The organism is Pandoraea anhela (assembly GCF_902459655.1).
In the GTDB taxonomy this organism is placed as follows: domain Bacteria; phylum Pseudomonadota; class Gammaproteobacteria; order Burkholderiales; family Burkholderiaceae; genus Pandoraea; species Pandoraea anhela.
In genome coordinates this window covers 121041-143873 of the sequence record NZ_CABPSB010000011.1, presented here as the reverse complement: position 1 = coordinate 143873, position 22833 = coordinate 121041, and the positions used below count along the sequence as shown (strand labels likewise).

Genomic DNA, 22833 nt, shown 5'->3' with positions numbered 1-22833 from the left:
ACCATGGTTGTTGCTGAAGGGTTTTGCGTCCAGGCCGTTCCGCTCACTCCCGGGCCACGAGGAAGTCGAGATCGCACCCCTGCGGGGCCTGAAGTACGGTTCGCTGATAAAGCGCCTTGTATCCGCGTTTGACCTCGGCAAGTTTGGGAACGCGCGCGAGCCGTCGTTCGATCTCGGCCGGGTCCACCAGCAGATCGATGGTCTTGTTATCGATCGACATCCGGATGCGATCCCCGGTCTGCACCGCAGCCAACGGGCCGCCCGCCGCCGCTTCCGGCGAGACATGCAGCACGATCGTGCCGTATGCCGTACCGCTCATCCGGGCGTCGGAGATGCGCACCATATCCTTCACGCCTGCCCGGGCGAGTTTCGCCGGGATCGGCAGGTAGCCTGCCTCCGGCATGCCGGCAGCCAGCGGGCCGGCGTTCTTCAGCACGAGAATGTCGTCTGCCGTCACGTCGAGATCCGGGTCGTCGATCCGGCGGCTGAGATCCTCCAGTCCGTCGAACACGATCGCCCGGCCTTCCTTTTCGAACAGCGCCGGCGTGGCCGCCGCCCGCTTGAAGATTGCACCTTGCGGCGCCAGCGAACCCGACAGACTGATGAGCCCGCCCACCGGCGAGACCGGCTCGGCCACGGATCGAATGACGTTGCGGTCGACCCAGCCCGACGGGCCGTCCAGACGTTCACGCAACGTCGTTCCGTCGACCGTCAGGCAATCCAGATTGAGCAGCGCACGCAATTCGCGCAACACGGCGCCAACGCCGCCGGCGGCGTGGAAATCCTCCATGTAGCCCTGTCCGACCGGCTTGAGATCCACCAGTACCGGCGTTTCATCGGAGATCTCGTTCAGCCGCTTCGGGTCGATATGAATGCCCAGGCGCCCCGCCACCGCTGTGAGGTGGATGATCGCGTTTGTCGATCCGCCGAGCGACATGAGGACCCGAAACGCGTTTTCGACCGACGCTTCGGTAATGATCTCGGAAGGACGAATCGGGTGGAACGCCATGCGCACGGCCGCCCGGCCGGAAGCCTCCGCAGCCACGAGCCGTTGCGCGTCCACGGCGGGAATCGCCGCCGTTCCCGGAAGCGACATGCCCAGCGTCTCGGCGATGCACGCCATCGTGCTTGCCGTGCCCATCACCGCGCAGGTGCCCGCCGTCGTCGCGAGCCGGGTCTCGACGATATCGATCTCCTGCTTTTCGATTTCGCCGGCGCGATACTTCCCCCAGAAGCGACGGCAATCCGTGCACGCCCCGAGGCGCTCGCCCTTGTGCCGTCCCGTCGACATCGGCCCCGTCACCAGTTGGATGGCCGGAAGATTGGCCGACGCAGCCCCCATCAGTTGAGCGGGCACCGTCTTGTCGCAACCGCCGATCAGCACGACGGCGTCCATCGGCTGAGCGCGGATCATCTCCTCGATGTCCATCGACATCAGGTTTCGATAGACCATGCTCGTCGGGTTGAGGAACACCTCGCCTAGCGACACCGTCGGAAATGCCCGCGGCAACCCGCCAGCCGCGAGAACGCCACGCGAGACGGCTTCGACCAGTTGCGGCATGTAGCGGTGACAGTTGTTGAAATCGCTCGGCGACTGCGCAATGCCGATGACCGGCCTGGACAGCAGTTCGCCGGAAACGCCCATCGAATGCGCCATCGACCGGCGCAGATAGCGCGCGAAGTCCTTGTCGCCGTAGTTCGTCAACCCGTTATCCAACCCGAGGGGTTCGCTCATGGCATTGATCTCCTTCATTGCTTCGACGCCTTGTACTCGACGCCCAATAGTTCCTCGAAGAGCAGCATCATTGCGCCCTTGTCCTTTTTGCCGTGACCACGCAGCAAGCTCATCTGATACGTCGTCGTCGCGGCCGCCAGCACCGGCATGGGAACGCAGTGCCTCGCGCCCAGCTCCGCCGCGCTCACCAGATCCTTGTACGCGTTCTCCATCGGGTAGCCATCGGCGAAGTGACGCGCCAGCACCCTAGGCAGGAAGAATTCCGACGCATAGCTTCGACCGGTCCCGCTGTTCACGACGGTGGACACTTTCCCGGCGTCCAGTCCCATCTTGACGGCCATCGGGATAATCTCCGCGACGGCGGCACAGTTGATGTCGAACAGCAACTGATTGATCAGCTTGGTCAGTTGGCCGCTTCCCGAATCCCCCATGAAGAGGATCTCCTTGCCCATGCGCGCGAGCCAGGGCCGGACCCTTTCATAGACCGCTGGCTTGCCGCCGCACATCACGGTCAGCGTGCCGTCTTCCGCGCGCGATTGCATGCCCGAGACCGGCGCGTCGAGGAACTCGATCCCGAGCGCTGCCAACCGGTCGGCAATGCTCAAAGTGGCCGCGTGGGTGATCGTGCTGGTGTCGACCACTACGGCCCCCGGGCGCAGTACGCCGGCCAGGCCGTCCGGGCCGAAGAGCACGCTCTGCACGGCGGCGTCGTTCGGCAGACTCAGGAACACGAGATCGGCGTGCTTCAGGTCGCGCACCGCGTCGACCGTGCTGGCCCCTTTCGCGCGGAACTCGGCGTACGAGTCCTGAATCTGCGACATGACGGTCAGACGCGCACCGCTCGAGAGCAGGTTCAGCGCCATCGGACGCCCCATCTGTCCAAGTCCGACGAAGGCGATCTCTACGGGGTTACGAAGTTCGTTCATTTGCAAATTGATTCCCATGGCTCTCACGATGGTGCGTTCGCAGGGCAAGCGCGCCCGTGCGCCGCGCCGCATTCGCATCTCGCTCATTTCTATACCTACGTCGCGCGTGTGTCGCGACACCGCTAGGCACTGTGTCCTGCCAGCGCCGCCTGGAGCTTTTCCCGGTCCAACGCGCCTTCCCATCTCGCGACCACGATGGTTGCGATGCCATTGCCGATCACGTTGATGAGAGCGCCGCCTTCGGAGATGAATCGGTACACGCCCAGCACCAGCACCAGACCGGCCACCGGAATGGCGGGGACGGCGCCTAGCGTCGCGGCCAGCACGATGAAAGCGCCCCCGCTCACGCTCGCCGCGCCCTTCGACGTCAGCAGCAGAATCAGCAGCAACGTGATCTGGTGCCACAACGTCAGCTCGGTATCCGTGGCCTGCGCAATGAAGATGGCCAGTACGGTCATGTTGATGCAGCTACCGTCGAGATTGAACGTGTAGCCCGCGGGCACGACCAGTCCGACCACCGATTTCTTGCAGCCGAGCCGTTCGAGCTTCTGCATCAGTCGGGGCAATGCCGACTCCGATGAGGACGTGCCGAGCACGACCAGCAACTCCTCCTTGATGTAGCGCAGGAAGCGCAAGAGGCTGAAACCGGCGAGACGGCAAACGATCGCGAGAATCACGAAGACGAAAACGAATGCACACAGGTAATACGTCAGCAGCAACTGCCCATAGGACGCGAGTGTCGCGACACCGTACTTGCCGATGGTGTAGGCCATCGCACCGAACGCGCCGAGCGGCGAGACGTACATCACGATCCGGACCATGTTGAAGAACGTGTTCGCACCGACCTCGATCACCTTGAGCAACGGCTCGCCCGTATCGCCCAGCAGTTGAAGCGCAAACGCGAACAGGATCGACACGAACAGCACCTGGAGAATGTCACCCTCGGCAAACGCGCCGAAGACCGTTGCCGGAATGATGTGCGCCAGATAGCCCACGATCGTCTGGTCATGCGCCACTTTGGTGTATCCGGCAATCGCGCTGACGTCCAGCGTGGCCGGATTGACGTGCATGCCGACACCGGGTTTGAGCAGATTTGCCGCCAGAAGCCCGATGACAAGCGCAATGGTCGTCATCACTTCGAAGTAGATCAGGGCCTTGACGCCCACTCGCCCGACCGCGCGCAGATCCTTCATTCCCGCAATGCCGTGAACGACGGTGCAAAAGATCAGCGGCGCGACCGTCAACTTGATCAGCTTGAGGAAGTTATCGCCCAGCGGCTTCATCTGCTCGGCCGCCCCCGGCCAGAAATGGCCCATCAGAATGCCGATGACTACTGCGATCAGCACCTGCACATACAAGTGCTGATACCAACGTTTGGATCGACGGGCGTGCGTAACCACCGCGCCCGATTCGAGCGTCGTCTCCATAAACTGTCTCCTGTCGTTATTTGAATACTTGGCGAGTCGGCATCCCGACTGCCGCTGCCCGCCTGCGCCAGCCGTTCCCCGCAGCCTGACGCAGGCGGGCAGGCGCCGCTCCCGGCGAACAGCACCTACGGCCGGGAGTGTCGACTTCCGTCGTGGTCAGTCGTCCACGAGCTCGGAAATTTCGATCAGATTGAAATCGGGATCGCGCAGATAGATCGAACGAATTTTCTGCGTCGCCCCTGTGCGCATCACCGGACCTTCGACGATGGGCTCGTTGCATGCCTTCACGTGTTCGATGACGGCGTCCAGCGGCACCGATGCAATGAAACACAGATCCAGGGCGCCCGGCACCGGAAGGTGGGCCTTCGGCTCGAACTCCGCGCCCCGAACGTGCAAGTTGATTTTCTGATGACCGAATCGGAAAGCGATACGGCCCGCACCGAAGGTTTCGAGCTGCATCTGCATGACTTCGGTGTAGAAGCGAACGGTCCTGGCCTGATCGGTGCAGGTCAGCACCAGATGATCGAGATGATCGATAAGGGACATGGGAATACACTCCGAATGCGTCGAACACCCTAACCCGAAGCCCCTCCTAGTCCTCGGATCGTGTTCGTGTCGTCATCATCGCAAAGCGACGGACATCAGGGAATGTCGAACTTTGAACGGCGTGTTTCCAAAATGGAAAGCCTTCGGAACCCCGCCTGGCGGCAGGGCCCGGCGCTAGCGACACGTGCCCCACTCGGCCCATGCGCCATCATACAACGCACCTCTCGAGAGCCCGGCGACTTCCATCGCCAGACACAGTACGGCCGCCGTCACGCCACTCCCGCAAGTGGCGACGACAGGGGTCGAGGCGTCGACGCCCACACTTTGGAACGTCGCGCGCAATACGTCCGGGGCCAGCATCGTCTTGTCTTCGCGAAGGAGATCCGTGTACGGCAAGCTTCGGCTCGCCGGCACATGGCCGGAACGCACGCCCTGTCGCGGCTCCGGCACACGACCGTCGAAGCGGGCCGCGGGCCTGGCATCGAGCACCTGTTGTGCGCCGGTGCGCAAGTTCTCGTCCATGTCGCCCAGCCCCCTGAGAAGCGCCGCGCGAAAGGCCACGGCAAAAGTCGTCGGCGACCAGTGAGCCCCGCCCCGCTGCTCCACGGGGTGGCCTGCCGAGCGCCACTTGGGCAGCCCCCCGTCCAGCACCGACACACGGTCATGCCCGAACAGGCGGAAAAGCCACCAGACGCGCGCGGCGGAGAAAAGCCCCTTGGCGTCGTAAATGACCAGGTGTTGACGATTCTCGATCCCCAAAGCGCCCGCCAGCGAAGCAAATCGTCCGGCGGAGGGCACCATGTGAGGCAGATCGGTGTCCGGATCCGAAAAGACGTCGATATCGAAGAAGCGAGCCCCCGGAATGTGCCCGTCGAGATACGACATGAATCCGGACTTGCCTTCGCCCGGGAGAAACAGCGTGCCATCGAGCACCACGATATCTTCCCTGCCAAGGTTCTCGGCAAGCCATTGCACATCGACCAGGGGCGGCGCCCCGGCCAGGTCTTTCATCGTCATTGGAATTGCATCCGTATCGGTATTCAACATGGGTTCGTGCTCGCGCATCTTTGCTTGTGTGTCCGTGTCACGCCTGCATGGACACCCCCATCAACTGGGAGACTTCCGCCAACGCCGCGGGGTCGCGCGCTCCCGCGCCCACCGGCAACGCTGTCGACGCACAGCGCACCACGGCCACCCGTCGGTCGACGGTCATCTCGCTCACCGCAAGCGGCTTGCCGCTCTCCGGATCGAACGTGCAAATCAGGTCCGGAAACGTGGCGATGCGAAAACCGCCGTACGCGGCCGTCATCCATTCGTTGCAGGCGTTGAGCTCAAGCGTGTTGCCGCCGTCCCAGATCGCCACACGGCCAATGTCGTAACCGTTGCGATACGTCACGTCGCAGCGCGCGACACGTCCGAGCGCGACGACTTCTCCACCGAGACACTCGGCGACCGCCTCGATCTGCGGCATGCCCCGGGGCGCGTCGAGCCAGGTGCTGCCAATCGCCATCGCCCGCGAGACGGCCCCCGGTGCACCGCCTTTTTTCACGAACGCCGCCGAGTACGGGCCGCGTGTCGCATGCAACGTGCCCCGGTTCTCGATGGATGCGGCGCGCATCACCGCGGCTGTCATGGGAAGGGGTCCGGTGGTGAGAACGGTGATGCGCGAATCTCTCGCGCCGCCGCACCCCGCCTGACAGATCGAGACGGGATCGTCGCCCGGCGCACTCATGCTCCCGAGCATCAATGTCGGGTGTCCCCGGCCATTGGTGGCCGCATCGATCAACGGCAGTCCGAGGACTGCCGCCTGCACCCACGCAAGTACACCCGGCACATGCGCCGGCATGACCCCCGCAGGGTGCTTGAAACCGGTGTGCCGCAACAACATGCGGGCCGATTCGACGGCATCTTCCGGTCCTGCGTGGCCCGCGCCGAAGCCGGGCGCGCTCACGCCCGTTGCGACGATGATCTGCGCGTCGTCCTTCAACTCATCGAGCTGTTTCAGTATCAGCGGCCCGGTAATCAACGCCATTTGTGCAAGCGCACGGTTGCGCTCGGCCTTCCTCTCGCCACTTCCGCCCGCCGACAGGATCAGCCCGCCCATCAAGGCCGCCCCCATGTTATCGCTGTTGATGAGCAGGCTCATGCGACGGCCTCCTCATGCGTCAGGGGCACAAACCCGGCTTGCGAGCGAATGCGCGTGATCCAGTCGGTCACGTTCGGAAAAGGCGTCAGGTCGTATCCGCCTTCCGGCGCCATCGACACATAAACGAACAACGCAATATCGGCGATGCTGTAGCGCTCCGCCACCATGAACCGGCGAGTGGCCAGATGCGTGTTCAGGATCGAAAGCACTCGCTTGCCCGCGAGATGCCAGGCCGAGATCTCGTCGATCTTTTCGTGGGCGCGACGGGCGATGCTGATCCAGTAACGGGCCGACGCGAACGGCTTGAGCACTTCGGACTGTTCGAAGAACAACCATTGCATGACCTGCGCATGCGCGAATCCGTCGGGCAACATGTCGGTGCCCTGTGCGAGCAGGCACAAGATCGCGTTCGACTCGAACAGGTGTTCGCCCGAAGGTGTTTCGAGCACGGGGACCTTGCCCAACGCATGCATCCGCAGAAACGATGGCTGGCGGGTTTTCCCCTCGGGCAGCACGTAGGTGATGCGCTCGAAAGGGATGCCCAGCCGCGAGAGTAGCAACCGTACCTTCCACGCGTTGCCGGAGAGTTTGCTGTCGTGAAGGCGATACATCATCGGACTCCGAGCTTGAACCTGGCGCGGTTCCCGAGCGCTTGCTCGTACCCCGCTTCGGCGTGCCGCACGATCCCGATGCCAGTGTCGCCATCGAGCACGGCACGAAGCCGATCCGCCGAGTCGGGGTCGCCATCGGCGATGGTCGTTTGCCCGGCGGATTGATTGGCATAACCGCCGTTCGAGTGCACGGCGACGAGATCGGCCCCGTTCGAGCACGCCAGCATCGCGTTGAGGATCGGCCAATCCGAAATGGCGTCGGAGCCATCGGCCATCTTTTCCGTCTCCCGGAAGGGATTCGCCACCGAACCGGCGTCGAGATGGTCGCGGGTAAACGCCACCGGGCCGCGAAGTCGTCCGTCGGCGACCGCCGCATTGACCTTGAGCGCGAGTGCGCTGCGCTCCCCGTGCCCAAGCCAGCCGATACGCGCGGGCAACCCGGAGAACTGCACGTATTTGCGGGCCAGCGGGATCCAATGATTGATCGGGTGTTCCGACGCGAACGTCTGCGCCACCAGTTCGTCGATCACGTCGATATCGGCCGGATCGCCGGACATGGCCAGCCAGCGAAACGGCCCCACGCCGTCGCAAAAAAGCGGACGAATGAACATCGTCAGGAAGCTCTCGAGCGACAACATGCGCGTCTCTCCCAGATCGGCGCATCGCAGCCTGAGTCCGTTACCGTATTCGAAGACGACGGCCCCCGCGTCCTTGAATGCCAGCATGGCTCGCGCATGGATCAGCATGCTCTCGTTGGCCAACTGCCTGCGGCGCTCGGGGTCCGATTTCGCCAATGCCTCCGCTTCAAGCGGTGTCATACCCGCCGGGATGTAGCCGCGGTTGGGTTCCGTGTTGACTTGATCCGTCACGATGTCGGGAACGACGCCGGCGCTGACCAGCCGGGGATGCACCTCGGCCGCATTGCCGACCAACCCGATCGACAACGCCGTGCCTGCCGCCTTGGCCCGACCGACCCAGCCCAACGCTTCATACAGGTCGTCGGTGATCCTGTCGCAGTAGCCGTTGGCGATGCGGCGTTCGATCTTTTCCCGCGACGGCTCCACGACCATGATCACCGCCCCGGCCATCTTGCCGGCGAGCGTCTGTGCGCCGCCCATCCCCCCGCAGCCGGCGCTCAGAATGAAGCGCCCGGCAAGCGAGCCACCGAAAAACCGCGCGCCGGCGCCGACAAAGGACTGATAAGTGCCCTGCAACACCCCTTGACTGCCGATGTACTGCCAGGCAGCGGCGGTCATCCCGGGGCGGCATGTCAGCCCCTGCTGTGTCAACTCGAAGAACTGGTCGGGACTGCCCCACCGTCCCAGCACGTTCCCGTTGGCCATGATGACGCGGGGCGCGCGCGCGTGGGATCTGAAACGTGCGACGGGCCGGCCGGACTGGCAAACCAGCGTCTCATCGTCTCCCAGCGACTTGAGCGCGGAGACAATCCGATCGAAATCGTCCCACGAACGCGCCGCGCGCGCCCCCGTGTAGACGATCAGGTGCTCCGGGTCCTCCCCGTTCTCGAGGTTGTTTTCGAGCATCCGGAGAATGGATTCCTGCCGCCAGCCTTGGCAGCGCAGCACGTCGCCGCGCTGCGCACGAATGTTGCGCGCCATCACTTGCTCCACTGCGAGAACAGGTCCTCGACGGCCAGCCGCACCGGGCCGCTACGCAAGCTCTCGGACAACCGCTCGATATCGCGCGTGGTGCTCTTGTCCTCACCCAGCGACGGCACCACCTCTCGAATGGCCTCGTGCAGACGCCGGGGCGCCTCAGCGATCCTCGCCGGGCTTCGCAACTCGATCGCCTGCGCCGCCACCAGCATCTCGCAGGCGATCAACTGCCGCAGATAGTCCAGTTGTTCGGAGGCACGCCGCACGGCGACCGGCGTCATGGGCACCTGATCCTCGACGGCGATGAGGCCGACATCGTCGATCGATACCGGATTCGCGAGATAGCGCAACTCTCGCGAGAGCGTCTGGGCAACGAGCTTGATCAACCCATAGCCGGTGTGCGTCGGGTCGGAGACCGGCGCCAGCCCGACCGTCAAGCCGGTAATCGCGGCGTCGAGACTTCTGGCAACGCGCGCGGCGATCATCGTTCCCATTTGCGTAATGGCGATACGCAGCGCATCGAACGCAATCGCCATCGATGGCGTGTGGAAGTTGCCGGTCGGAATGATGACGTCCGCTTCGGGCAGAATCAACGGATTGTCGGAAGCGCTGTTGAGCTCGATCTCCACATTCTCGCGCGCCCGATCGAGTTCGGCGCGCACGGCCCCGTGGACTTGCACGATGCACCGATAGCTCACCGGATCTTGCAGGCGACGTGCCGTGCCTTCGGCGAACAGTTCGGATCCCTTCAACAACGCACGCAAGGCTTTCGCACTTCGCACCTGCCCCGGCGCCGGGCGTGCCTGTGCGGGGCGCTCGTCGATCGGACTGAGGTTGGCGCGAAATGCTTCCAGCGAGAGCGCCGCGGTCGCTTCGGTGGCAAGCAGCAGCGTCTCGAGTTCATCGACGACGAGCGCCCCGAGGGCCACGGACACGGCATTGGAGCTGCACAGCGCCAGCCCTTCCTTCTCCTTTAGCTGGACGATCCCGATGCCCGCGGCGGCCATGGCTTCGGCGCTGGCAACGACTTGGCCCTGATACTCGACGAAACCGTCTCCGATGATCGGCAACGCAAGATTGGCGCACAACACCAGATCGGCAGCGCCGACCGACCCGACCTTCGGGACTCTTGGGTACACGCCTTTTTCCAACATGGCGAGTTGCGTGTCGACGACGATGTCCCGCACGCCGGCCCCGGCAAGCGCCAGGCCCGCCGAACGCACGAACATCGACGCCCGAACCACGTCGTTGCCGAAGTAACCGCCCGCACCGGTGGCTCGCGCTCGGAGGAGCATTTCGCTAAACCGCGAGCGAGCCTCTCGCGGAATGGCCTGAGTGACCTTGTGCCCGAGACCGCGCGTCATTCCGTAGATCGCCCGATCCTCGCTGGCCCAACGTTCCAATAGCTCACGCGAGCGTTCAAGCCGCGCACGTGCGACCGGGGACAGCGCTACCCCGCACTCACCGCGTGCGACTTTCGTGACATCGCGAACAGACAGCGCCTGTTCTCCGAGAAGAATCTCCATCGTTTTCCCCTAGATTAGGAATGATCAAAACTTGTGCCGAAGTCCAATGCGAACGATCGACTGACTGCGATTGGCGGACGAATCGTCCGCCCCCGGGATGTAGGCGTTATCGATGCCGAGCGCACCTGTCGTGTCCCCGGAAACCCGCTGATAGGCACCCTGCACGTAAACATCGGTGCGCTTGGAAAGGTTGTAATCCGCCATCAGCGCCACCTCGTTCCACTTCGGATGCGACGGCTTGCTCGCGGTGTAAGTCGCCTCCGTGTGAAGGAACATCGCGCCGAGGAAGAGCATCGGCGAGATCTGATACTTCACGTTCAGCTCGAAGTTGTTGAACTTGATGGACGACGGCGTACCGATAGACCCGCTTACATACAGGCTGGCGGTCGGGCGACTGAGATTCGTATTCGTGTACACGAACCCGAACGTCGCCGGGCCGTAGACGTAATTCACGCCCGCGCCGAAGATGCGCTGACGTTCGGCAACGAAGCTGCCATCGCCACCGGCCACGGCCCCGCCGGTATTCCCCGCGCTCGCGGGGTTGTCGACGTTCATGAACGCCGCACCGAACGTCAATGGGCCGTTGGCGTAGGTTGCCCCCAGGCTCATGAGCCGGTTGTTCGAAAATCCGCCGACCTGATTGCTCGCACCGTACAGGCCGCCGAACTGGAAGCCGCCCAGATCCGGACTTTGATACTTGACGCTGTTGTTGACCCGAAACGAGTTGTCCGTGTTGTCGTTGTCGAACGGATGCGAAAACATGTACCCGGCCCAGTTGCCGTTGGCCGTCAGCGGTCCGATGAAGTCGACGACTGAGTCGTACTGACGCCCGAGCGTGAGCGTGCCGAGTTTGTTATCCGAGAGTCCGACGTAGGCGGATCGGCCGAACATGCGTCCGCCCTGCCCCAACTTGCCGTTGTTGATGTTGAACCCGTTCTCCAGGCGGAAAATCGCCTTGGTTCCATCGCCGAGATCCTCGAAGCCGCGCAATCCGAAGCGGCTTCCCTGCACATAGCCGCTCTGGAGCTCGTAGTTCGATACCCCATTGACGTTGTTTGTATAGTTGAATCCCTCGTCAATGACGCCGTAAATCGTCACGTTGCTCTGCGCGTGTGCCACGCCCACCCCCACGACTCCCGCCAACACCCCTGCAACCCAAAGCGATTTCATATAGTATTCCTAATTAAATAGACTTCATCGTATGACACGCCCACCCCCGATCGCCTCGGGGAAAAGCCCCCGAAGCGAGACAGAATCTCCAGTTCTATTTGCGATCCCGACGCGTCGAACGAGCTCGGCGGTCAGCAGAAGCTCAATGCGTCAACGCGAATCCGAAGCCTGATAGCGCTTCAGGTCGTTCAGGGGAATGTGGCAACGTATCCGATGTGCCCCGATCTCCTGCCACGCCGGCAGCGACGTCTTGCAGACCTCGCCTAACGAACGGGGGCAGCGCGACTCGAACTTGCAGCCATGAACATGCGCAGCCTCCGCTGCATCGGCTTCATTCGCCGCATCCGATGGCATCGGCGACGACGCGTCGACCGATACGGCGCCCGCCTCGCCTTGCTTCATCCTGGCGGACGCCCCGAGCAAGACCTCCGTGTAGGGATGCACCGGAAAGCTGAAAACGTCGGAAACCCGCCCGATCTCCAGCAGCCAGCCGTGGTAAAGCACCGCCACCCGGTCGGCCAGATAGCGAATGACGTTGACGTCGTGCGAAATCAGCAGATAACTCACGCGTTCGCGCGCCTGCAAATCCGCCAGCAGATTGAGAATCGAGGCTTGAACGGACACATCCAGCGCGGAGGTGGGTTCGTCGCACACGACCAGGCTCGGGCTGCCGGCGAACGCGCGGGCGATGGCGACGCGTTGTTTGAGTCCGCCGGAGAGTTGTCGTGGCTTTGCCGGAAGGTAGCGCAACGGCAAACGGACCGACTTCACCAGTGCGCCGATGCGCTCGGCGGTACCCGAACCGCCGGAGAGCTTCGTCAGCGATCTTGCGACGATCTTCCTGACCGAATGCGAACGATTGAGCGCCGAGTCCGGATTCTGGAAGACGATCTGCATCGCACCGATCTGCGCTTTGCTTCGCGCCGTCACGCGCGACGCGAGCGCCGCCCCGTCGAACTCGACGACACCGCCTTCGTCCGCCGCGATCATCCCCATGATCAGCTTCGCCAGCGTGGTCTTGCCACTGCCGGACTCGCCGACGAGCCCAAGCGTTTCGCCTCGCAGGATGTCGAATGAAATCTCATCGAGGCCGCGCACGGCGCGTCCTTTCACGCGCCACGATTTGCTCACGTTTCTCACGCGAACCATCGGCACATCGTCGCGGGCGGACGGGCGGCTTACCTGTGGCGCCGGCGGCACGGTCGGCTCAACCGGCTCAGCCAACTCAACCGGCTCGACCCGCGCCATCGCGGCCCCGGCGTAGTGACAACTTACGAAGCGGCCATGCCTGGCGTCGTCCAGCGGCGTCAGCACCGGGGCGACGACCTCGCACTCGGCGCTGCGCCGGGCGCAGCGTGGCGCGTAAGCGCACCCGGCAATCCGCTCGCCCGGCGAGGGCAACTCGCCCGAAATGGTGTTCAGCCGGCCCTCGAACTTGTTCGACGGGCTGCCGTTGGCCCCGGGAATGCATTGAAGCAATGCGGCGGTGTAGGGGTGACGGGGGGAGTCGAGCACGTCGTCTACGCGGCCCTCTTCCACCAAACGCCCGGCATACAGCACGCCGATTCGCTCGCAGACGCGACGCACAACGCTGAGGTTGTGACTGATCAGCAAAATGCCTGTCGAGAATTCGCGACGCAGCGCCGAAATCAGATCCAGAACCTCGGCTTCGATCGTGACATCCAGACCGGTCGTCGGCTCGTCGAGAATCAGCAGCGACGGGTTCTTCGCCAGCGCCATTGCGATCACGATGCGCTGCTGCATCCCCCCGGAGAGCTCGTGAGGGTAACTCTGCATGACACTTTCGACGCGCTGAATGCGCACCCGCCGGAGCATGTCCAGCGCCCCCTCCACGGCCTTTGTCTTGCCGACGCCGGACGCTTCGAACGCTTCGGCCATCTGGCGACCGATCGTCAGCGAGGGGTTCAATGCGCGCCCCGGATCCTGGTACACCATCGCGACATCGTTCGCCCTCAGTTGCCGCAATTCGGCACGATTGAGCCGTGCGACGTCCTTCCCGGCGATTTCAATGCGTCCGTTCACGACCCTGCCGTTGCGGGACAAGTGGCTCATGATCGCCATTGCCACCGTCGACTTCCCGCACCCCGACTCACCGACAAGCCCGTAAGCCTCGCCCTCGCCGATACTCAACGTGAGGTGATGGACGATGTCGTTGCGCTTTCCCTGCTCGGCGTAGGCGATCGACAGGTCACTCACGCGCAGCACGGGGCGTTGCGGCTCGCCCAAGGAGATATTCACATTCGGCACCCGAGCATTCATCGCTGACATGCTCCCTGAAAGCCGTCCGAGACCAGATTGATCGCCACCACCAGCGAGGCGATGGCCAGCGCGTAGAAAACCACGTTCCACCACGCGCCGCCCAGCATGAAGCCGTAGTTGTCGGCCAACGCAAGCCCCCAGTCCGCCGAGGGCGGTTGAATGCCGAATCCGAGGAAGGACAGGGTCGCGACCGTAAAGATGGCGTAGCCCAGACGAACGCTCGACTCCACCAGAATCGGCGGCAGCACGTTGGGGAGAATTTCCGCGAACATGATGTAGGGCGCCGATTCACCGCGTGCCTGCGCCGCAGCGACATAGTCCAGCGAGCGCTCGGTGATCACGGCGGTGCGCACCGTTCGCGCCACGACCGGCGCGAACACGATGCCGATCACGTAGATCACCGTGGCGTTCGACGGCCCGAGTCCCGCCAGCGCCAGCAGCGCCACGATCACCATCGGCAACGCCAGCATGGCATCGACGACGCGGCTCAGGAGCTGATCCACCACGCCCCGGTAATAGCCCATCGTCAGGCCGAGCATCGTTCCGCCCACCGCGCCGAGCAGCGTGGCGAGCGGCGCAATCGTCAATATGTCGCGCGAGCCCACGATGACGCGCGAAAAGACGTCCCGACCCAACTGATCCGTTCCGAACCAGTGGTCCAGCGACGGCGGCTGAAGCGCCGCGAGCGGATCCGACGCGTAGGGGTCGCAGGGCACCAGATGCACGCCCCACCCCGCACATACCGCCCAGAAAACAATGACGGCGGCGCCGCACATGAAGGTTGGCGAGCGCAGCAACGAATGTGCCGGGCCGCGAGGCTTTCTTCCGGTATCGCACGTCGCCTGGCGACCTGGCGGGTTGCGCTTGGCAACGTCGTCGACTTTGGTTTGGGTGATCACATCAATACTCATGCGTTCCCCCTGCTGCGCAAGCGAGGGTTAAGTAACACGTTAAGAATGTCGGCACTCAGATTCGAGAGCGTGTAGACCACGCCGATGAGCAGAACGCTCGCCTCGAGTACCGGAAAGTCCTTCGACTTCGCCGCGTTGTAGATGACCGAGCCGATGCCCTGGTAGTGAAACAGTGTCTCGACCACGACGAGTCCGCCGATCATGTAGCCAAGCTGCGTGGCCGACACGGTGAGCGTGGGCAAAAGCGCATTGCGCAGGACATGGCGGACCACCACAACCCGGCGCGGCAGCCCCTTCAGCGTGGCGGTTCTGGTGTAGTCCGCGTCGAGCGCCTCGATCATGCCGGCGCGAGCCATTCGGGCGATGTAGCCGAAGTAACCCAGAATGAGCGGCAGTACCGGCAGCACCCGATGCCGCAGTTGCTCCACCCAACCCGCGTCTTCGGGCACCACGGCATCGATGGGAAGCCATTGGAGCCAGACGCCGAACACCAGGATCAGCCCGAGCGCCGACACGAATTCCGGCACGACCGTTGCGGAGACGCCACCGATCGTGATGGCGCGATCGATCCAGCGACCTTGGTGCAAAGCACCGGCGACACCGCCCAGAATGCCGAGCGGGACGACGATGAGAAACGCCATTGCGCCCAGTTTCAGCGAGTTGAACAGCGCGCCGAGCACGATGGGCGCCACGGGCTCTCGCAACAGGTACGAGACCCCCATATCCCCCTGGGCGAACGCGACGATCCACCCCGAGTACTGCTCGAAGAGCGGGCGATCCACCCCAAGCTGATGATTGAGGTTGGCCACGGCCTGCGGGTCGGAGAGCGGACCGAGAATGGCGCGCCCGATGTCGCCGGGCAAATACTGGCCTCCGAAGAAAACCAGCAGGCTTAGCAGCACGAGCGTGACGAACAGCAGTGCGCATTTCGCGAGCAGCACGCCGGCGGCCCCGCGAACGCGCGCGGATGGCGTCAACATGCCGAGAATGAACCGTCGATGCATATGACTCTCCCGTCCTTACCCAATCGACACGTCGCTGAAGTTGACTTGCCCGATCGGCGAGAACTTCACACCGCTGATATTGGCCTTGCTGACCATCAGCGAGTCGAGGAAGTACGGAATGATGACCGGCGTCTCGTCGAGCAACAGCCGCTGCATCTCGCCGGCCACACGGCGCTGCGTCGTCAGGTCGAGCGCAGCGGTGTATTGCGCGACGAGCTTGTCGTAAGCGTCATTTGCAAAGCGCGCCGAGTTCCAAGTCCCGCCCGTGACGAATGGCGCGTTGATCAGCACGTTCGGCACGCCACGGTGGCCGTAATCGGTGATGCCGAAGTTCGCGTCGAGCCAATCCGAGCGGCCCGGCTTGCCCGCACCGTAATACAGCTCCTGACTCTCGAGCTTGAGATCGATGTCGATGCCGATCTCCTTGGCGCCGTTCTGGATGATGACTGCGAGGTCGGGAATCTCCTTGAAGCGCCCCGTGGTCAACGTCGCCTTGAAGCCGTTCGGAACACCGGCAGCCGCCAGCAACTTCTTCGCACCTTCGATATCCTTCTTGCGCTGCGGCACAAAGGTGTCCGTCGAGGGGAATACCGCCGCGAAAGGACTGTCGTTACCGATGACCGCCCATCCGCGCAGCAATCCCTTGACGATCAACTCCCGATCGAGCGTCATGGCAAGCGCCTGGCGCACGCGTTTGTCCTTGAACGGGCCCGCATCGGTCTTCATGTGGATCTGGCGGTGGGAGCTCGAGCGCACGCTCAGCACCTTGTAGGCCGGGTTGTTCAGCACGCCGAGTCCGGCATGCGCGCTGAAGTTCGTCATGACGTCGGCACGTCCGCCCTGAAGGGCCAGCATGAGCGCAGGCTGATCGGCGTAGAACGAGAATTCGACACGGTCCGGGCGAGCCGGAGCGCCCCAATAATCCGGGTTCCGCACGAACGAGGCCCCGACCTTGGTCTGGTACTTCTCCAGCTTGAACGGCCCGGTGCCGATGAACGACTTCTCGTAACTCCCCGCGTAGTCGTACGGAAGAATGACGGCGTTGGCCGTATCGGAGGAAACGTAGGACGGGAAGTTGCCGTTGGGCGCGTCCAGATGGAACTGGACGGTGAAATCGTCGATGGCCTTGACGCCGCCTTTGGACAGCACGTTACGGAAGATCGACAGCGCGGCGGACACCTTCGATTTGTCCGTCAGGCGATCGAAGGTCGCAACGACATCCTTCGCGGTCATGGCGCGACCGTCGTGAAACTTCACGTTGTTGCGCAGCTTGAACGTCCAGACGTCTCCTTTGTCGTTCGCCTGCCAGGCCGTCGCCAGCGACGGCTTGAGCACCTGGCTTGCGGCGTCGCTGAAGATCAGATACTCGCCCGTCTGACTGATGAGGGCGGTGCCGGGTCCATCGATGACGGTCATCGGATCGACCACGCCGGCGGGCACCATGTGGGCGATGCGCAGCGTGCCGCCGACCTTTCCTGCCCTCGCTTCGGAGGCATGGGCGGCCGTGCCGACCCCGAGGAGCGCCCCGGCAACCGACGTCAGACCGAGAACGCTGGCGGCGCGCATGAACGCGCGTCGATCGATCGTTTGCGACACGAAGGCATCGACAAGATCATTCCCAGGCTCCCCCGCTTGACGACGAAGACACTCGATCACGCTACTGTTTTGGTGGCTCATTTCGGCTCGTTCTTGACGTAGATTTCGCCGCAACGTGCTCCCCGCTGCGGCCGTTGCCGGCACGACACCGGCGCTTCAGAGCCAACAGGTCAACGCACGTCGAGAACTACCGTCGAAAAGCCGTGACCCATGGCTAAGGTGTCCCCAGTCTAGGGAGCCATATTTCGTCACGAAATTACTTTTTTGAGTGCCACCCATAACACGCGGTTATGTGCTTTGCATTGCGCGCGGCAGTGGACAGGCGGAAAACTCGGTCAGGATCACCGACCGATTCACGAGAGATTACGGGGCGAGAGACGCCAGAAGGCCCACGAATTCCTGCGCCAGACGGGAAAGCGGCGAGTGCGCGAGATGCAGGGCGCTGACCGGGAGCGTGACCGTCGGGATCAGCGGGCGAACCGCCAGCGAACTCGACCAGATCGGGTCGCTCATCGTCAATTCGTCGACCAGCGCGAGTCCCAAGCCCGCATGAACCATCGCGCATGCCATGTGCACTTGCTGCACTTCGGCTTTCATCCGGGGCATGACCTCCGTCTCGCTGAACAACTCCCGAATGGCGCGCCCCATCGGAATGTCGCTGCTGTAGCCGATAAACGGATAGCCGCAGAGATCGGCGACCGTCAGCGTACCGCGCTCGCTGAGCGGATGATCGGGCGGCATGACCACGACCATCTTGTTGTCGTAGAGCAGCTGCGACTGCAAGTTCGGATGCGACTCCTGCAAGAACACGATGCCGACCTCGACTTGTTGCGTGAGCAGCGAGTGGACCATGGTGTCCGGCAGCATCGTCTTGACGATGAGGCGCGCATCCGGATGCCGCTGGTAGAAAAGCGCCGCCGCGCGGGGAATCAGCGACAAGCCAAGGCTCGGGCTGCATACGATACGCAACACGCCGGTCTTGTTTTCCACCAGATCCTGCGCAAAGTCGTTCACGCGCTGAAGCCCTTCGAACACGCTTTCCAGCTCCGCGAACAAGCTGCGCGCCTCGGGCGTGGCATAGAGGCGTCCCTTGACCCGATCGAACAACTTCAGGCCCAGGCGATTCTCGGTGTAGGCGATCAATCTGGAGATACCGGGTTGCGACACGTGCAGATACTTCGCGGCCCCGCTGATCGAACCGGTGATCATGATGGCCCGGAAGACTTCGATCTGTCGCAAATTGAGTCGCATGGCGGTCTATTAACTTCGCGTTATGGATGCACGAAGATTAAGTATATGCGACCTCAAGTTCTCCTTGCGTACCATTCTCGTGTTCACTCCACTATCAAAGGGCAACGTGACATGAGCGATTTCGAAAAAATCGTGCGCGGAAACCTCGTCGATGCCGATCGCGTTCAACACGACGGATGGCTCGGCATTCGAGACGGCAGGATCGTCGCCCGAGGCCATGGCACGCCCCCGTCGGCCGGCGAATCGGTGGACGCGCGCGGTTGCTGGGTCCTGCCAGGCATCGTCGACGGCCAGGTGCATGCCGGCAGTCAGGCGGATCAGGAAGGCCTCGGTCATGCCTCACGCGCAGCCGCCGCCGGCGGCATTACCGTCATGGTGGATATGCCGTATGACGCGAGCGGTCCGGTATCGCACCGCGCCCGTCTTGACGAGAAGATCGCGGAAACGGAACGTGACTGCCATGTCGACGTGGCGCTTTACGGCACGATCGACGCAGAGCATGGGCTCGACGCCATTGCCGGCCTCATCGAAGGCGGCGTTTGCGCGTTCAAGTTTTCCACGTTCGAAGCCGCGCCGGGGCGCTTCCCCCGCATCGAAGAAGACGATCTTCTCGCGGCCTTCACCCGCATCGCCCCGGCTGGCCTGGCGTGCGGGGTCCACAACCAGATGCAGGAACTCACGCGAAAAAACGTGCAGCGGCTGATGGCGGCGAACGACGTCGGTTGGGACGCGTTTCACCGCGCGCACACACCGCTGATCGAAAACCTGGCGACCGCCCTGATTTACGAGATCGGCGCGCAATCCGGTGCGCGCGCGCACGCGGTGCATGTGTCGACGTCGCGCGGCTTCGAGATATTCAAGACGTACCGCAACGCAGGACACGCCGTGAGCATCGAGACATGCGTCCAATACCTGATGCTCAACCACGAAGAACACACGGCGAAATTCGGTGCGTTGACAAAACACTATCCGCCGATTCGCCCGAAGGCCGAGGTCGACCAGCTCTGGACGCACATTGCCGCAGGCAACTGCACGTTCGTCTCGTCGGATCACGTCAGCTGGGGGCTGGAGCGCAAACGCGATCCGAACGTCTTCAAGAACGCTTCCGGTGGCCCGGGGCTTGAAACGTTGTTGCCCGCCTTCTGGACCGGCTGCGAGACCCGCGGCATTTCGCCGACGGTGGTGGCGCAACTGCTCGCACGCAATCCGGCGCGTCACTTCCTGCTCGACGACCGCAAAGGATCGCTGCGTGAGGGCGCCGACGCCGACATCGTGGTGCTCAAACCCGAGACGTACCGGTTCGACCCGTCGCGCAGCCTCTGCGCCGTGCAGTGGAGTTCGTTCGAAGGCATGGAAATGACGGCGCGCGTCATGGCCACCTTCTGCCGCGGGACGCAGGTTTTCGACGAAGGCGGCACGACGCCGACCATTACCCACAACCCGGGTTACGGCAAGTTCCTTAGGCCGAAGGCGCAAAGCGCCGCCCCGTCGAACCAGGATCGGATGTAACGCCATCATGCAAAATCGTAGCGCCCCCGCCATCAACACGGATCGCCTCAACGCCAGAATCGAGAAGCTTGCCGAGTTCACGCGCAGCGACCTCCCCTGGACACGCCGTGCCTTCTCCCCTGAATTCGAACGCGCACGCGCCTGGCTGCAGGACGAATTCACGGCCGCAGGGCTTCGCGTACAGCAGGACGCCGCAGGCAATCTCATCGGACGCCGGGAAGGCACCACCCCTGCCCTTGCGCCGATCATCACCGGCTCGCATTGCGACACGGTCGTGTCCGGTGGACGTTTCGACGGCATTCTCGGCGTGATTGCCGGGCTCGAAGTCGCGCAGACGCTGCACGAGCAGAACGTTCGCCTACACCATCCGTTCGAGCTGATCGACTTCCTCTCCGAAGAGCCGAGCGATTACGGCGTGTCGTGTATCGGGAGCCGGGGATTTTCCGGCTTGCTCTCCCAAGACATGCTTGCCCTGCGCAATCCGCAGGGCGAGACGTTGCGCGACGGCCTTCGACGCATCGGCGGCGACCCCACGCAACTCAACGCGCCGCTACGCCGGCCCGGCACCACCGCCGCGTTCGTCGAACTCCATATCGAGCAAGGCCCCGTCCTGGAGACATGGCAATACCCGATCGGTGTCGTGACCAATATCGTCGGTATTCGTCGCGTGCTCCTCAGGGTAGTCGGACGACCGGATCACGCCGGCACGACGCCCATGCACATTCGGCGCGACGCCCTGGTGGGCGCGGCGCATCTCGTGACCGGCGCGAGCGCACTGGCCACGCGCATCGCAGGCAACCCGCATTACGTCGTCGCCACTATCGGGCGTATTACCGCCACGCCGAACGTCGCCAATGCCGTGCCCGGGGAGGTAGAGATGATGCTGGAGGTGCGCAGCGACAGCACCACCGTGCTGGACGCCTTTCCGGAAGCCCTGTTGCGCGAGGTCGAATCGCAACTCGTCGAACTGCGTCTCTCGGTCACGATGACCCCGGTCAGCAGTTCGACACCCACCGACTGCCAGCCGGTCGTCATGAACGCGATCGAGACCGCCGCGAAACGGCTGGGCTACGAGACGATGAACATGCCCAGCGGCGCGGGGCACGATGCCGTGTACGTCGCGCCGACCGGGCCGATCGGCATGATCTTCGTTCCTTGCCTGAACGGGCGTAGCCACTGCCCCGAGGAGTGGATTTCGCCCGAACAGTTGCTCGACGGCACCCGCGTGCTCTATGAAACCATTCTGGAACTGGATCGCTCCGGATTCGATGCCGAACGGCAATAACTTCCGAACGGCAATAACGTTCTTAACGTCCTAACGTCCATCACTTTGACAACGTCCCCAATGTCCTTAACGTCATCAACGCCCCCAAAGGAGCAGTCATGTCGGGCCCGCTAACCGGAATTCGCGTACTTGAGCTGGGACAGCTCATCGCCGGTCCCTTTGCAGGAAAAATGCTTGCGGACTTCGGCGCGGAAGTGATCAAGATCGAGCCGCCCGAGGTCGGCGATCCGCTTCGGAAATGGCGGATGATGCATGGCGAAACGTCCGTGTGGTGGTCGGCGCAGTCGCGCAACAAACAATCCGTCACCCTCGATCTGCGCCAGCCCGAAGCGCAGGCGATCGTCTTGCGTCTGGCCGAAGATGCCGACATCCTCATCGAGAACTTCCGCCCGGGAACGATGGAGAACTGGGGCCTGGGTTGGGAAGCGCTGAGCGAAGTCAATCCCGGCCTGATCATGTTGCGCGTGTCGGGATACGGCCAGAGCGGGCCTTATAAAGATCGTCCGGGCTTCGGCATGATCGGCGAGGCGATGGGCGGCATTCGGCATCTGACGGGGGAGCCGGGGCGCACCCCGGTTCGCGTCGGGGTATCGCTTGGCGACACGCTGTCGGCGCTCCACGGCGTCATTGGCGTACTGCTCGCACTGCACCATCGGGACCGAAACTCCGGCAAGGGGCAAGTGGTCGACGTTGCGCTTTACGAGTCGGTATTCAATGTCATGGAAAGTCTGCTTCCGGAGTACTCGGTATCCGGCGAGATCCGGCAGGCCGCCGGCAGCAGCCTGCCGGGCATCGCCCCGAGCAATGCCTATCGCTGCGCCGACGGCAAATACGCACTCATTTCAGGCAACGGGGACAGCATTTTCAAGCGGCTGATGCGGTTGATCGGGCGCGACGATCTCGGCAACGATCCGGCGCTTGCGCAAAACGACGGCCGAGTCGCCGCCGTCGGCCTCATCGACGACGCCATCTCGGCATGGACGGCCAGGCAAGATCTGTCGCACGTGCTCTCGGCGATGGCGCAGGAAAAAATTCCCGCCGGGAAGATATACGACGTCTCGGACATCGCCGCCGACCCGCATTACCGCGCCCGCGACATGCTGCTCGAGAGCACGCTTGCCGACGGGACACCGATGCTGCTGCCGGGCATCCTGCCGAAGCTGTCCGAATCGCCCGGTGCGGTGCGAAGCCTTGCACCGTCGCTGGGCCAACACACGGCATCCGTGCTGACCTCGCTCGGCTTGGGCGCTCAAGACATCGAAGACCTCCGGTCAAAAAACATCATCTGACACCC

The 22833-nt window shown here is 63.3% G+C and carries 18 protein-coding genes; 3 read left to right on the top strand and 15 right to left on the bottom strand.

Annotated features, from left to right (window positions below):
* Window positions 1–43: 43 nt before the first annotated feature.
* The 15 genes from PAN31108_RS16075 to PAN31108_RS16005 form a co-directional block, all read right to left on the bottom strand.
* Window positions 44–1735, bottom strand: coding sequence for an IlvD/Edd family dehydratase (locus tag PAN31108_RS16075; RefSeq protein WP_150669815.1), 1692 nt, complete (start codon window positions 1733–1735; stop codon window positions 44–46).
* A 14-nt stretch (window positions 1736–1749) separates the two neighbouring features.
* Complete coding sequence (locus PAN31108_RS16070) at window positions 1750–2661, bottom strand: NAD(P)-dependent oxidoreductase (RefSeq protein ID WP_150669814.1); 912 nt, start codon at window positions 2659–2661, stop codon at window positions 1750–1752.
* A 122-nt stretch (window positions 2662–2783) separates the two neighbouring features.
* The gene (locus tag PAN31108_RS16065; RefSeq protein WP_150669813.1) at window positions 2784–4088 is read right to left on the bottom strand and encodes a dicarboxylate/amino acid:cation symporter; all 1305 of its coding nucleotides are present in this window, start codon (window positions 4086–4088) and stop codon (window positions 2784–2786) included.
* Between the two features lie 156 nt (window positions 4089–4244).
* Window positions 4245–4634, bottom strand: a complete 390-nt coding sequence (locus tag PAN31108_RS16060; protein ID WP_150669812.1) for a VOC family protein — start codon at window positions 4632–4634, stop codon at window positions 4245–4247.
* Window positions 4635–4808: 174 nt separating this feature from the next.
* Window positions 4809–5651, bottom strand: coding sequence for a 3-mercaptopyruvate sulfurtransferase (sseA, locus tag PAN31108_RS16055; RefSeq protein WP_217426319.1), 843 nt, complete (start codon window positions 5649–5651; stop codon window positions 4809–4811).
* 67 nt (window positions 5652–5718) lie between these two features.
* Window positions 5719–6780 (bottom strand): S-methyl thiohydantoin desulfurase, encoded by a 1062-nt coding sequence (locus PAN31108_RS16050; RefSeq protein WP_150669811.1) that lies wholly within the window; start codon window positions 6778–6780, stop codon window positions 5719–5721.
* On the bottom strand, window positions 6777–7394 hold the full coding sequence (locus PAN31108_RS16045; RefSeq protein ID WP_150669810.1) for a glutathione S-transferase family protein: 618 nt from the start codon (window positions 7392–7394) through the stop codon (window positions 6777–6779). The genes PAN31108_RS16050 and PAN31108_RS16045 overlap by 4 nt, the downstream gene beginning before the upstream one ends.
* Window positions 7391–9010 carry an S-methyl thiourocanate hydratase gene (locus PAN31108_RS16040; RefSeq protein WP_150669809.1) on the bottom strand — a complete coding sequence of 540 codons (1620 nt, stop codon included), beginning with the start codon at window positions 9008–9010 and terminating at the stop codon, window positions 7391–7393. Before PAN31108_RS16040 ends, PAN31108_RS16045 begins: the two co-directional genes overlap by 4 nt.
* Window positions 9010–10533, bottom strand: a complete 1524-nt coding sequence (locus PAN31108_RS16035) for an HAL/PAL/TAL family ammonia-lyase (protein ID WP_150669808.1) — start codon at window positions 10531–10533, stop codon at window positions 9010–9012. Before PAN31108_RS16035 ends, PAN31108_RS16040 begins: the two co-directional genes overlap by 1 nt.
* A gap of 24 nt (window positions 10534–10557) precedes the next feature.
* A complete protein-coding gene (locus PAN31108_RS16030; protein WP_150669807.1) occupies window positions 10558–11703 on the bottom strand; it encodes a porin in 1146 nt (381 codons plus the stop codon).
* A gap of 150 nt (window positions 11704–11853) precedes the next feature.
* Window positions 11854–13962, bottom strand: coding sequence for a dipeptide ABC transporter ATP-binding protein (locus tag PAN31108_RS16025; RefSeq protein WP_217426318.1), 2109 nt, complete (start codon window positions 13960–13962; stop codon window positions 11854–11856).
* A gap of 17 nt (window positions 13963–13979) precedes the next feature.
* Window positions 13980–14894 carry an ABC transporter permease gene (locus PAN31108_RS16020; protein ID WP_150669806.1) on the bottom strand — a complete coding sequence of 305 codons (915 nt, stop codon included), beginning with the start codon at window positions 14892–14894 and terminating at the stop codon, window positions 13980–13982.
* Window positions 14891–15898 (bottom strand): ABC transporter permease, encoded by a 1008-nt coding sequence (locus tag PAN31108_RS16015; protein ID WP_150669805.1) that lies wholly within the window; start codon window positions 15896–15898, stop codon window positions 14891–14893. Before PAN31108_RS16015 ends, PAN31108_RS16020 begins: the two co-directional genes overlap by 4 nt.
* 15 nt (window positions 15899–15913) lie before the next feature.
* On the bottom strand, window positions 15914–17575 hold the full coding sequence (locus PAN31108_RS16010; protein ID WP_150669804.1) for an ABC transporter substrate-binding protein: 1662 nt from the start codon (window positions 17573–17575) through the stop codon (window positions 15914–15916).
* Between the two features lie 282 nt (window positions 17576–17857).
* On the bottom strand, window positions 17858–18745 hold the full coding sequence (locus PAN31108_RS16005) for a LysR family transcriptional regulator (protein WP_150669803.1): 888 nt from the start codon (window positions 18743–18745) through the stop codon (window positions 17858–17860).
* Window positions 18746–18856: 111 nt separating this feature from the next.
* Between PAN31108_RS16005 and ertD the strand changes: the two genes are divergently transcribed.
* The 3 genes from ertD (at window position 18857) to PAN31108_RS15990 (ending at window position 22828) form a co-directional block, all read left to right on the top strand.
* Window positions 18857–20254: a hydantoin-5-propionate amidohydrolase gene (gene ertD / locus PAN31108_RS16000; protein WP_150669802.1), complete on the top strand. Its 1398-nt coding sequence runs from the start codon at window positions 18857–18859 to the stop codon at window positions 20252–20254.
* Window positions 20255–20261: 7 nt separating this feature from the next.
* Entirely contained in the window at window positions 20262–21539 is a 1278-nt protein-coding gene (ertE, locus tag PAN31108_RS15995; RefSeq protein WP_150669801.1) for an N-carbamyl-l-glutamate amidohydrolase ErtE, read from the top strand.
* 98 nt (window positions 21540–21637) lie between these two features.
* Window positions 21638–22828 carry a CaiB/BaiF CoA transferase family protein gene (locus PAN31108_RS15990; protein ID WP_150669800.1) on the top strand — a complete coding sequence of 397 codons (1191 nt, stop codon included), beginning with the start codon at window positions 21638–21640 and terminating at the stop codon, window positions 22826–22828.
* Window positions 22829–22833: the final 5 nt, after the last annotated feature.

What these genes read in the sequence shown, in the direction of transcription:
- PAN31108_RS16075 (WP_150669815.1), bottom strand. Translation starts at nt 1,735, where the DNA reads ATGAGCGAACCCCTCGGGTTGGATAACGGGTTGACGAACTACGGCGAC.
- PAN31108_RS16070 (WP_150669814.1), bottom strand. Translation starts at nt 2,661, where the DNA reads ATGAACGAACTTCGTAACCCCGTAGAGATCGCCTTCGTCGGACTTGGA.
- PAN31108_RS16065 (WP_150669813.1), bottom strand. Translation starts at nt 4,088, where the DNA reads ATGGAGACGACGCTCGAATCGGGCGCGGTGGTTACGCACGCCCGTCGA.
- PAN31108_RS16060 (WP_150669812.1), bottom strand. Translation starts at nt 4,634, where the DNA reads ATGTCCCTTATCGATCATCTCGATCATCTGGTGCTGACCTGCACCGAT.
- sseA (WP_217426319.1), bottom strand. Translation starts at nt 5,651, where the DNA reads ATGACGATGAAAGACCTGGCCGGGGCGCCGCCCCTGGTCGATGTGCAA.
- PAN31108_RS16050 (WP_150669811.1), bottom strand. Translation starts at nt 6,780, where the DNA reads ATGAGCCTGCTCATCAACAGCGATAACATGGGGGCGGCCTTGATGGGC.
- PAN31108_RS16045 (WP_150669810.1), bottom strand. Translation starts at nt 7,394, where the DNA reads ATGATGTATCGCCTTCACGACAGCAAACTCTCCGGCAACGCGTGGAAG.
- PAN31108_RS16040 (WP_150669809.1), bottom strand. Translation starts at nt 9,010, where the DNA reads ATGGCGCGCAACATTCGTGCGCAGCGCGGCGACGTGCTGCGCTGCCAA.
- PAN31108_RS16035 (WP_150669808.1), bottom strand. Translation starts at nt 10,533, where the DNA reads ATGGAGATTCTTCTCGGAGAACAGGCGCTGTCTGTTCGCGATGTCACG.
- PAN31108_RS16030 (WP_150669807.1), bottom strand. Translation starts at nt 11,703, where the DNA reads ATGAAATCGCTTTGGGTTGCAGGGGTGTTGGCGGGAGTCGTGGGGGTG.
- PAN31108_RS16020 (WP_150669806.1), bottom strand. Translation starts at nt 14,894, where the DNA reads ATGAGTATTGATGTGATCACCCAAACCAAAGTCGACGACGTTGCCAAG.
- PAN31108_RS16015 (WP_150669805.1), bottom strand. Translation starts at nt 15,898, where the DNA reads ATGCATCGACGGTTCATTCTCGGCATGTTGACGCCATCCGCGCGCGTT.
- PAN31108_RS16010 (WP_150669804.1), bottom strand. Translation starts at nt 17,575, where the DNA reads ATGAGCCACCAAAACAGTAGCGTGATCGAGTGTCTTCGTCGTCAAGCG.
- PAN31108_RS16005 (WP_150669803.1), bottom strand. Translation starts at nt 18,745, where the DNA reads ATGCGACTCAATTTGCGACAGATCGAAGTCTTCCGGGCCATCATGATC.
- ertD (WP_150669802.1), top strand. Translation starts at nt 18,857, where the DNA reads ATGAGCGATTTCGAAAAAATCGTGCGCGGAAACCTCGTCGATGCCGAT.
- ertE (WP_150669801.1), top strand. Translation starts at nt 20,262, where the DNA reads ATGCAAAATCGTAGCGCCCCCGCCATCAACACGGATCGCCTCAACGCC.
- PAN31108_RS15990 (WP_150669800.1), top strand. Translation starts at nt 21,638, where the DNA reads ATGTCGGGCCCGCTAACCGGAATTCGCGTACTTGAGCTGGGACAGCTC.